At 66.9% G+C, this 1,695-nt stretch carries 2 protein-coding genes; both read right to left on the bottom strand.

Annotation, left to right across the window (positions count from 1 at the left end; translation table 11 throughout):
* Positions 1-102: 102 nt before the first annotated feature.
* Positions 103-933: a transposase family protein gene (locus tag AB0I15_RS66805; RefSeq protein ID WP_358121189.1), complete on the bottom strand. Its 831-nt coding sequence runs from the start codon at positions 931-933 to the stop codon at positions 103-105.
* A gap of 77 nt (positions 934-1,010) precedes the next feature.
* Positions 1,011-1,484, bottom strand: coding sequence for a hypothetical protein (locus AB0I15_RS66800; protein ID WP_358121186.1), 474 nt, complete (start codon positions 1,482-1,484; stop codon positions 1,011-1,013).
* Between the last annotated feature and the right edge of the window lie 211 nt (positions 1,485-1,695).

Here is a 1,695-nt window from a genome sequence, read left to right as displayed (position 1 = left end):
GGGCTAATTCCATCCTGAAATCGCAGGTCATGCCCCTTGTCTGAGTTTGTTTGGCGGTGTTCGGGTAGGTGGTGACGCCTGATCATGGTGGGTGATCGTCTGTCACCGGGTGATTTCGCTGTGGGTCAGCACCAGCAGCGCGCGCAGCAGCATGGTGGCGTGAGCGGCGTCCATGCGGAGCTTGGTGAGGATGCGCCAGTTCTTCAGGTCGGCGAAGGCATGCTCGACGGGGGCGCGTTCGCTGCTGACGAGCTGGTTGGCCTGTTTCTGGGCGGTGGTGAGAGGGCTGGTGCGGGTGGCCTTGCGGCCGGTGATGACGATCGGGTCGTCAGGGTCGTCATCGAGCCCGACGAAGCCGAGATCGGCCAGGGCGCCCAGGCCCGCCTCCCGTAACTTCTGCACGAGGTTGTGGTGGCGGGCGGTGGTGATCTCGGAGGCGCGGCCGGGCCGGGCGGCGGAGATCCACAGCAGGTTCCCGCGGGTGTCGGTGAGGGCCAGGAAGAGCAGACCGTGGGTTTTGTGCTTGCCCGAGTAGTTCTTGCGGTTGTCCTTCCCGCTGCGGCGTTCGGTGCGGATCAGGGTGCCGTCGATCAGCACCACCTCGCCACCCTGTCCGGCGATCTTGGCCAGGGCGCGGTCCAGGCGCGGTGCCCGCGCGGCCAGCAGACGCAGAACCTCCCGCACCCAGCGGCGCACGGTGCCGGGTGAGACGTCGTTGCCGCCGGCCATGTCGGCCAGGCGCTGGTCATGGCGCAGCACGGCGAGCACGATGACGGCGATCTTCCCGGCGGGGAGCTTACGCCAGCGCGATCCGATCGCTTTGAGGTGGCCGCGCAACAGGTCGGCGACGAAGGTGAGGGTCTTGGCCGACAACGGCAGCCGGACCTGATAGACAGCGGGTGTGCCCTCGGCGGGCTTGTTGGTTGTTGTCACAAACCGCCATACCCCCGCCGAGGGCGCGCTCCGCGGCCCGGTGTGTGCAGGCCCGGTTCTGCGGAAAGCGCCTTGGGTCAGGGGGCGGGGTCAGGACGTGGGGCGAAACTCCCGTTCGGCATTTTGCGCAGCCAGCCCCGCTCGGCCAGCCGGTTCAGCTTGGCCCGGGTGCCCTCCACTTGCCCGGATTCGGTGCCCAGCCCAGCTGTTTGGCAGATGTGTTTGCAGATCAGCGGGCCGGCCGCGTTCGTCACGGTCTGCAGGAGAAGCCGGTAGTCGGCAGGGAGTTCGCTGAGTTCGGAGGCTTGGTGCCGGTAGGGGATGATCACCGATCCGGGGCCAGGTGCCGCGCCGTTGGCGGTGCTGGTGACCGGCACCGGCATGTCCCGGCCGGCGGGTTCGGGCTCGGTGAGCATCTGGGTGATGACCTGCTCGGCCACGCTCACCCGGTCGAGTTCGTGTTGCACGTCGGTCAGTTGCTTGGTCAGATGCTGTGCCTGCTCGGTCAGTTCGGCACGGCGGGTGGCGATCCGTTCCAGCAGCGACGACACCCTGCCTCACCTCCGGCGATTACCGTGGATAACCACACAGATACGGATACTAGAGGGTGGACGCGATCGGCTGCGGCGGAATCGGTGAGAACCATTGATCCGCTGATGGCGGACGATCACTCGTCATGATTCCCGGGCATCACCAGCCCGAGTACGCCCAACCACGATCAGGCAAGCCCCCTGAACTGCGGTTTCAGGTTGGCACATGCCC

The organism is Nonomuraea sp. NPDC050643 (assembly GCF_040654715.1).
In the GTDB taxonomy this organism is placed as follows: Bacteria; Actinomycetota; Actinomycetes; order Streptosporangiales; family Streptosporangiaceae; genus Nonomuraea.
Note: the sequence above shows the minus strand (reverse complement) of the source record. Positions and strands in the feature narration are given on the sequence as shown.